We start from the raw sequence: 7,418 nt of genomic DNA, 5'->3' as shown, positions 1-7,418 counted from the left end.
CCCCTCACCCCTCTCCTCGAACCCGGAGCAGCTGCCATGCCCCCGACACCCACGCTGCAACGCCCCAGCAACGTCTCCGACGCCCTGGCCCGGGGCCGGCTCGGCGTCCCCTCGGTGATCTTCTTCGTCCTGTCCGCCGCCGCGCCGCTCACCGTGATCGCCGGCGTCGTCACCACCGGGTACGCGGTCACCGGCGTCACCGGCATCCCGCTGGCCTTCCTCGTGGTGGCCGCCGTTCTCGCGCTCTTCTCCGTCGGTTACGTGGCGATGGCCCGCCGGGTGGAGAACGCCGGTGCCTTCTACGCGTACGTCTCCCGAGGGCTGGGCCGGCCGGCCGGCGTCGGCGCGGCCTGGGTGGCGTTGATCGCGTACAACGCCCTCCAGGTGGGGCTCTACGGCGCGATCGGTGCGGCGTCGGCCCCCGTGTTCGGCACGCTGTTCGGCGTGGAGCCGCACTGGGCGCTGGTGGCCCTGGCGGCCTGGGCCCTGGTCGCCGTGCTCGGCCTGCTGCGGGTCGACGTCAACGGCCTGGTGCTGGCGGTGCTGTTGATCGCCGAGATCGTGGTGATCGTGGTGTTCGACCTGGGCCAGCTCGGCAACCCGGCCGGCGGCGCGGTGAGCCTCGACGCGCTCTCCCCGGCCAACCTGCTGGTGCCGGGGGTGGGCGCGGTGCTCGTGCTGGCCACCACCGGTTTCGTCGGCTTCGAGTCGGCGGTGGTGTTCAGCGAGGAGAGCAAGGATCCGCAGCGGACGGTGCCACTGGCGACCTACCTGTCCATCGCGATCATCGCGGCGCTGTACGCGTTGTCGTCCTGGACGATGACCGTGGCCACCGGACCGGAGAACATCGCGCGGCAGGCCGGTGAGCAGAGCGTCGAGCTGATCTTCAACCTGGCGGCCGCGCATCTCGGCGGCACCGTCGTCACCATCGGCCAGGCGCTCTTCATGACCTCGGTGCTGGCCGCGATGATCTCGTTCCACAACACCACGGCCCGGTACGCGTTCGCCCTCGGCCGGGAGCGGGTGCTGCCGGCGGCGTTCGGGCAGACCTCGCCGCGCACCGGCTCGCCCCGCGTCGCCTCGCTGGCGCAGAGCCTGCTCGGCCTGGTGGTGATCCTGCTGTACGCGGTGAACGGCTGGGATCCGATTCTCCAGCTCTTCTACTGGGCCGGCACCGGCGGTGGTTTCGGGGTGCTGCTGCTGACCGCCGTCACCAGCATCGCCGTGATCGCCTTCTTCGCCCGCAACCCCGCGACGGAGAACCTCTGGCGGCGGGCGGTCGCGCCCGGCGTCGCGGCCGTCGCGCTGGTCGCCGTCATCGCGGTGGCGGTGGACAACTTCGCCATCCTGCTCGGTGTGGCGCCGGACTCGCCGCTGCGCTGGGTCGTCCCGGCGGTCTACCCGGCCGCCGCGCTGCTCGGCCTGCTCTGGGGGCTGGTGCTCAAAGGCACCCGCCCCGACGTGTACGCCCGCATCGGTTTCGGGGCGGCGAGCGCGGCGGCGGCCCTGCGGACGACCACGGGTGAGCCGGCACGGGTCGGGTCGGGGGTGTCCCGGTGAGCGGGCCGACCATCGAGCGGCTCGGCCCGGGGGAGACCCGGGCGGTCGCCGAGCGGATCGCCAACTCGTTCCGGGTGCTGCCGGTGACCGGCTGGCTGGTGCCGGAGGCCAGCAAGAGGGAGGCGGTGCTGGCCGGTCACTTCGAGATCCTGGTGGACCACGCGATGCGGCACGGGCTGGTCTACGGCACCGCCGACCGGTCCGGGGTGGCGGTCTGGTTCCCGCAGGTGGGTGAACCCGCGCCATCCCCGGCCGACTACGACGCGCGGCTGGCCGGGGCCTGCGGCGAGTGGGTCGACCGGTTCCGCCACCTCGACGAGTTGTTCGAGGCGCACCATCCGCACGACGGCCACCACCACCTGGCGTTCCTGGCGGTGGCCCCGCAGCGGCAGGGGCGGGGCGTCGGCACCGCCCTGCTGCGGCACCACCACGCGGTGCTCGACGCCGAGGGGGTGCCGGCGTACCTGGAGGCGAGCAGCGAGCGCAGCCGTGACCTGTACGCCCGGCACGGGTACGTCGGGCGCGAGCCGTTCAGGCTGCCGGACGCGACGCCGTTCTTCCCGATGTGGCGGGAGCCCTCCGGTCGCTGAGGGCCGGCGGGCACAAAGCGGCCCGGCCGGCGAACCGCCGACCGGGCCGAGGGATGCCGCGGTGGCCGGGTCTGCCCGACCCGGCCACCGCATCCCTGCCTAGTACGTGCCGTCGAGCTGACCCCGCAGCTTGGTCAACGCCCGGGCCAGCAGTCGCGAGACGTGCATCTGCGAGACGCCGATCTGCTCGGCGATCTGCGACTGGGTCAGGTTCCCGTAGAAGCGCAGGGTGAGAATCTTCTGCTCGCGCTCGTCGAGGGTGGCCAGCGCCGGGCCGAGGGCGACCCGCAGCTCGGCCAGCTCGAACTCGCCGTCCTCGTCGCCGAGCAGGTCGCCCAGTTCGGTCGCCCGGTCACCGTCGCCGGTCGGGGTGGACAGGGACACCGCGTTGTACGCCCGGGCGCCTTCCAGGCCTTCCAGAACCTCCTCCTCGGTGAGCTTGAGGTGGGCGGCGATGTCGGCGACCGTGGGTGAGCGGCCGAGGGTCTGCAACAGTGAGCTGTTCGCGTCGGAGATGGCCAGGCGCAGCTCCTGGAGGCGGCGGGGGACCCGGATGTCCCAGGTGCGGTCGCGGAAGTGCCGCTTCAGCTCACCGATGATGGTCGGGATGGCGTAGCCGGCGAAGTCGACGCCGCGCGACGGGTCGAACTTGTCGATCGCCTTGATGAGGCCGACGGCGGCGGTCTGCGCCAGGTCGTCGGTGGGCTCGCCGCGACCGCTGTAGCGGTGGGCCAGGTGGTTGGCCAGCGGCAGCCAGGCCTCGATCGCCCGGTCCCGCAGAGCGGGCCGGGACGGGTGGTCGGCCGGCAGCGCCGCCATGGCGTTGAGCAGGTCTGCGGCGCTGTCGGTGAGCGCGCGCGGGTTCAGCTTCGGGGTGGGTGGTGCTGCTGTCGTCTGCTCGGTGATCGCTGGCGCGGTCATGGGTGGTCCTCCCTGCACCTCGTCCGCGGGTCAAAGACGTGACGCTTTGTTGAGCGTTGGATAGTCCGTTCGGAAGCCACTTTAGCCCGATCGGCTCGGCAAAATCTAGCCGAAAGTACGATGCACTTAAGCGGCGTCACCGACTCAAACATGCGGTAACCGGCATAACGGCGAGCCGTGTGACCGGCCATCGGGTGTCCTGGCGTAACCCGAACGGCCGACGACCACCCTCGGACGGCGGCACCCCGTGGCCGACCGGGCAATCACGCACCCGACATGTGACGGTCAGTGTCCGCTTTCCGTCCTTGTCGCGTTCCGGCGGCCGGCCGTAGCGTCGCGGGTACACCCACAGGTACGGAGGAAGTGTGCTCGATCCGGCGGATCCGCAGCTCGTCGTCGACAGCCGTACGCTGCATGTCAGCTGGTTGCCGGCGGATCCCGACGGCGTCGCGGCGCTCGTGCCCCCCGGCCTGCGCCCACAGGCGGACCGCCAGGTGTTCATGAACCAGTACGTCGTCGACGACGCCTCCCAGACCTCCGGCTTCGGGGCGTACTCGTTGACCTACCTCGGAGTGGCCCTGGTCGGCGTCGACGCCCCGGGCGGGGCGACCCCCGGCGGCTGGTGGACCCACTACGTCACCTCCAGCCCCCGGGTACGCGACTACGCCGCCGCCCGGGGCGCTCCCGCCGTGCTCGGCCGGACCACCGTCGACATCCGGGGCGACCTGCTGGTCGCCGAGACGACCGCCGACGGGGAACCGGTGATCCGTGCCCGGGCCCGGGTCGGGCACACCGGGCACGAGGTGCGCCGCGGGCACCACCGCTACTTCACGACCCGCGACGGCGAGCTGCTCAGCGGGGTCTATCCGTTCATCTCCGAGCCGGTCACCCCGTTCGAGATCGAGTCCGTGGAGTTCCTCGCCCCCGGCCACCCGACCTACACCATGCGCCCGGAGAACCCACTGCTCGTCCCCTGGGGTTTCTACGCCCCCCGCACCTCGTTCGCCTACCCCGGCGGACTGACCCCGTACCCGGGCCACCCGGCCCCCGCCGGGTCACCAGGTGCCGGCGCGCCGGTCCCGTAGCGGCCGGCCGTCCGGGTCGTAGACCAGCCGGTACGCCGGCAGCGCCCAGAGCCGGGTCAACCAGTGCAACCGTTCGGGGCGGTGCGGGCGCAGCCGGCCGGCGGGGCGCGGACCCCGGCGACCCCCGTCGTGCCACCGCTGGAGCGCGTCGGCCGCGGCCGTGATCGCCGCCACCGCCGACGCCGGGTCCAGCAGGTCCGCGTCCTCCCCGCCGGCCGGATCCCGGTCCAGGTGCTCGCGCCACAGCCGCAGGCGCAGTTCACGGGCGAACAGCCGGGCCCCGTCGCCCCGGCCGGCGGGATCGGTGGGCGGCCGGAGGTCCCGGGTGTCGTCCAGCACCGCACAGGACAGCTCGCTGTCGTGCGTCCAGGAGCGCCGGTTGAAGTTGTCGCTGCCGACGCTCGCCCACACGTCGTCGACCACGCACACCTTCGCGTGCACGTAGACCGGACGGCCCTCCCGGTTCTCCACGTCGAAGACGTGCACCCGTTCCGGGGCGGCCCGCTCGCACAGCGAGAGCGCCAGCTCCCGGCCCACCGTGTTCGGCGGCAGGGCCAGCCGGCCGTCGACGTCCGGGTGGCGGGGAACCACCGCCACCAGGTGTAGGTCGGGATTGTCCCGCAACGCGCCGGCGAACAGCTCCGCCACCTCGGCCGACCAGAGATACTGGTCCTCCAGGTAGATCAGCCGGCGCGCCCGGCGTACCGCCTTGGTGTAACCCCGGGCCACGGTGCGCTCGCCGTCGGGGGCGAAGGAGTAGCGGGGGCGTACGGCGGGGTAGGTGCGCAGCACCTGGACGTGGTGCGGGCCGCAGGGCGGTGGGTCGGGTGGCTGCGCCGGCAACGGGTCGGGGCTGAGGTCGCTGCCGCGCAGCCGGTCGCGCAGGTAGGCGAGCGGGTTCTCCGAGTCCAGTGGCATCGGGTCGGTCCAGCGTTCCCGGAACGTGGTGTCCAACGCCCCGACCACCGGGCCGCGCACCGCCAGCTGCACGTCGTGCCACGGCGGGTGGTTGCCGTACCGGGGGGACATCACCACGGCCTGCGGGTCGCCCCGATGCGCGGCGTCGTCCCGGCGGCTGTGACACAGGTCGATGCCGCCGGCGAACGCGACGTCCCGGTGCGGCGCGCCGGGGTGCCGCAGCACCACCAGTTTCTGGTGGTGCGAGCCGCCGCGGCGTACCCGCTGGTCGAGCAGCACCTCGCCGCCGGCCGCGCAGATCGCCTCGCTGAGGTTGCGGTTCTCCGTCTCGCTGTAGGACAGGGCGTCGAGGTGGGACCGCCAGACCAGGCCCTTGACCACCACGCCGCGCTGCGCGGCCCGGGCGAAGAGCTGCGCCACGGTCGGACCGTCCGGGCGCATCCGTTCGTCGGGGTCACCGCGCCAGTCGGTGAAGAAGAGGTGGTCGCCGGGACCGAGGGCCTCCACCTCGGTGACCAGCCGGTCGAAGTAGGCGGCACCGTGAATGAGCGGCTCGGCGAGGTTTCCCGACGTCCACACGGGTAATTCCGAGGCCGGGTTGGCGCGTTCCTCAGCGGTGAGGAACCAGTCCTCGATCGCCACGCTCCAGCCCCCCGAGGTCGACAACGTCCTCACGGTAGGTCCCCCGCCGGGCGAGCGCACGTCGGAGCCATCCGTGCGCGCTCACCGGTGTGACCCACCGCATCCCTTGCGACGACGCACACCGAGGAGGCACCAGCATGCCCGCCGAGACGACGAAGCCTGTGCCCGAGAACTCCCCGCAGGCCGTGGAGAGCGAGCGGGGCGCGGTCCTGGCGGTGTTGCTGATGGTGATCCTCGGGGTTGCCGGGATCTTCGCCGTCTCCTGAGCCCGGGGGCCTGGTCGGATGCCCCGGCCGGGGCCTGCGGACGCACGACATCCCGGCGCCAGGCGGCGCCGGGATGTCGCAGGGGTCGGGCTCAGCGGGCGGTCGCGCCGGTCGGCGTCAGATGCATCCGGCCCAGCAGCTGCCGTGCCTGGTCGGCCAGGTTGGCGTCCACGATCACGGCGTACTGGCCGGCCCGCAGTGAACTGGCCGAGGTGAAGTCGCGCTGACCCCCGGACATCGCGTGCGCCACCGCGCCGAACACGGCGCCCCAGATCGCACCGATCACCAGCCCGGCCAGGATCACCGCCAGCCAGTTGCCGACGGTGAAGATGCCGAACAGCAGGCCGATGAAGAGCCCGAACCAGGCCCCGGTACCCGCGCCGAGCAACGCGGCCCGGCCCGTGGTGAGCCGCCCGAGCACGGTCTCCACCAGGGTGAGGTTCGTCCCCACGATCGCGGTGTGTTCGACCGGGAAGCGGTTGTCCGCCAGGTAGTCCACCACCCGCTGGGCGGAGGGATAGTCCGGGTACGACCCGATCGTCACCGTGGGCGTGTCCGCCTGCGGGCCGTGCCCGTCACCGCCGGGCGTGGTCGGCCGTCCGGCCGGGCCGGACGGGAGGTTGTCGCCGCCCGGCATCCCGGGGCGCCAGGTGGCGGTCGGGGTTGAGGGTCTGGTCATCTCATCCTCCTTCGTCGACCACGGATGTTCCCCTGGTGTGGCCGGATAACCGGACCGGCCGAGGAATGCCGCCGCGCCGCCGGGGTAGCCACACCGGGAGCGGCCTCCGTGCCACCCCGCCGTACGCCTGCACGGGGCCCGCCCGGTCCCGGGCGGGCCCCGAGCGCGGGTCAGGAGCAGGCGGTGCCGTTGAGGGTGAACGCCGACGGGGTGGGCAGCGTGCCGCCGGTGAAGGTGCCCTGCCAGCCGGTGCTGACCGTGCCGCCGCTGGGCAGGTTGCCGTTCCAGGCGAGGTTGCGGACGGTGACCCGGTCGCCGGTCTGGCTCCACTCGCCGTTCCAGCCGCTGCTCAGCCGGACCCCGGCCCCGGGCTGGAAGGCGAGCGTCCAGCCGGTGATCGCCGTGGTGCCGGTGTTCGTCACGGTGATGTTCGCGGTGAAGCCGGTGCCCCAGGTGCTGGTCGTCCAGGTCACCGCGCAGCCGCCCGCGGCCGGTGGGTCCGCGGTGGTGACGGTGACCGGTGGTGACGCCGGGGAGAGGTTGCCGGCCGCGTCCACCGCGACCACGGTGAAGGTGTACGTCGTGGCGGCGGTCAGCCCGGTGACGGCGAGTGTGGTGCCGGTGGTCGAGCCGACGAGGACGTTCCCGGCCCGGTAGACCCGGTAGCCGGTGACGCCCACGTTGTCGGTGGCCGGTGCCCAGGTGAGGGTGAGCCCGGTCGGGCCGATCGCGGAGGCGGTCGGGGTGCCCGGGGCGG

Annotated in this window: 8 protein-coding genes; 4 read left to right on the top strand and 4 right to left on the bottom strand. The window is 73.1% G+C overall.

Annotation, left to right across the window (positions count from 1 at the left end; all coding sequences use genetic code 11):
• Window positions 1-36: 36 nt before the first annotated feature.
• Both E1165_RS26990 and E1165_RS26985 read left to right on the top strand, forming a co-directional pair.
• Window positions 37-1,560: an APC family permease gene (locus E1165_RS26990; protein WP_132394535.1), complete on the top strand. Its 1,524-nt coding sequence runs from the start codon at window positions 37-39 to the stop codon at window positions 1,558-1,560.
• Window positions 1,557-2,150, top strand: a complete 594-nt coding sequence (locus tag E1165_RS26985) for a GNAT family N-acetyltransferase (protein ID WP_132394534.1) — start codon at window positions 1,557-1,559, stop codon at window positions 2,148-2,150. Before E1165_RS26990 ends, E1165_RS26985 begins: the two co-directional genes overlap by 4 nt.
• Window positions 2,151-2,249: 99 nt before the next feature.
• Here E1165_RS26985 and E1165_RS26980 read toward each other — a convergent pair whose 3' ends face one another.
• A complete protein-coding gene (locus E1165_RS26980; protein WP_132394533.1) occupies window positions 2,250-3,071 on the bottom strand; it encodes a SigB/SigF/SigG family RNA polymerase sigma factor in 822 nt (273 codons plus the stop codon).
• Between the two features lie 365 nt (window positions 3,072-3,436).
• Between E1165_RS26980 and E1165_RS26975 the strand changes: the two genes are divergently transcribed.
• Window positions 3,437-4,156 carry an acetoacetate decarboxylase family protein gene (locus E1165_RS26975; RefSeq protein WP_165945336.1) on the top strand — a complete coding sequence of 240 codons (720 nt, stop codon included), beginning with the start codon at window positions 3,437-3,439 and terminating at the stop codon, window positions 4,154-4,156.
• Here the strand turns inward: E1165_RS26975 and E1165_RS26970 are convergent.
• On the bottom strand, window positions 4,127-5,716 hold the full coding sequence (locus E1165_RS26970) for a phospholipase D-like domain-containing protein (RefSeq protein ID WP_132394536.1): 1,590 nt from the start codon (window positions 5,714-5,716) through the stop codon (window positions 4,127-4,129). The two genes, E1165_RS26975 and E1165_RS26970, sit on opposite strands and share 30 nt — an antisense overlap.
• Before the next feature lie 137 nt (window positions 5,717-5,853).
• On the opposite strand from E1165_RS26970, the gene E1165_RS30440 reads away from it, so the two are divergent.
• Entirely contained in the window at window positions 5,854-5,982 is a 129-nt protein-coding gene (locus E1165_RS30440; RefSeq protein WP_256370695.1) for a hypothetical protein, read from the top strand.
• A 91-nt stretch (window positions 5,983-6,073) separates the two neighbouring features.
• Here E1165_RS30440 and E1165_RS26965 read toward each other — a convergent pair whose 3' ends face one another.
• Together E1165_RS26965 and E1165_RS26960 are read right to left on the bottom strand one after the other, a co-directional pair.
• Window positions 6,074-6,661 (bottom strand): general stress protein, encoded by a 588-nt coding sequence (locus tag E1165_RS26965; protein WP_132394532.1) that lies wholly within the window; start codon window positions 6,659-6,661, stop codon window positions 6,074-6,076.
• Between the two features lie 170 nt (window positions 6,662-6,831).
• The coding region (locus E1165_RS26960) for a cellulose binding domain-containing protein (protein ID WP_207917051.1) at window positions 6,832-7,418 on the bottom strand (587 nt) is incomplete at its 5' end.

The sequence above is a fragment of the Micromonospora sp. KC723 genome (genome assembly GCF_004348595.1).
In the GTDB taxonomy this organism is placed as follows: domain Bacteria; phylum Actinomycetota; class Actinomycetes; order Mycobacteriales; family Micromonosporaceae; genus Micromonospora.
Note: the sequence above shows the minus strand (reverse complement) of the source record. Positions and strands in the feature narration are given on the sequence as shown.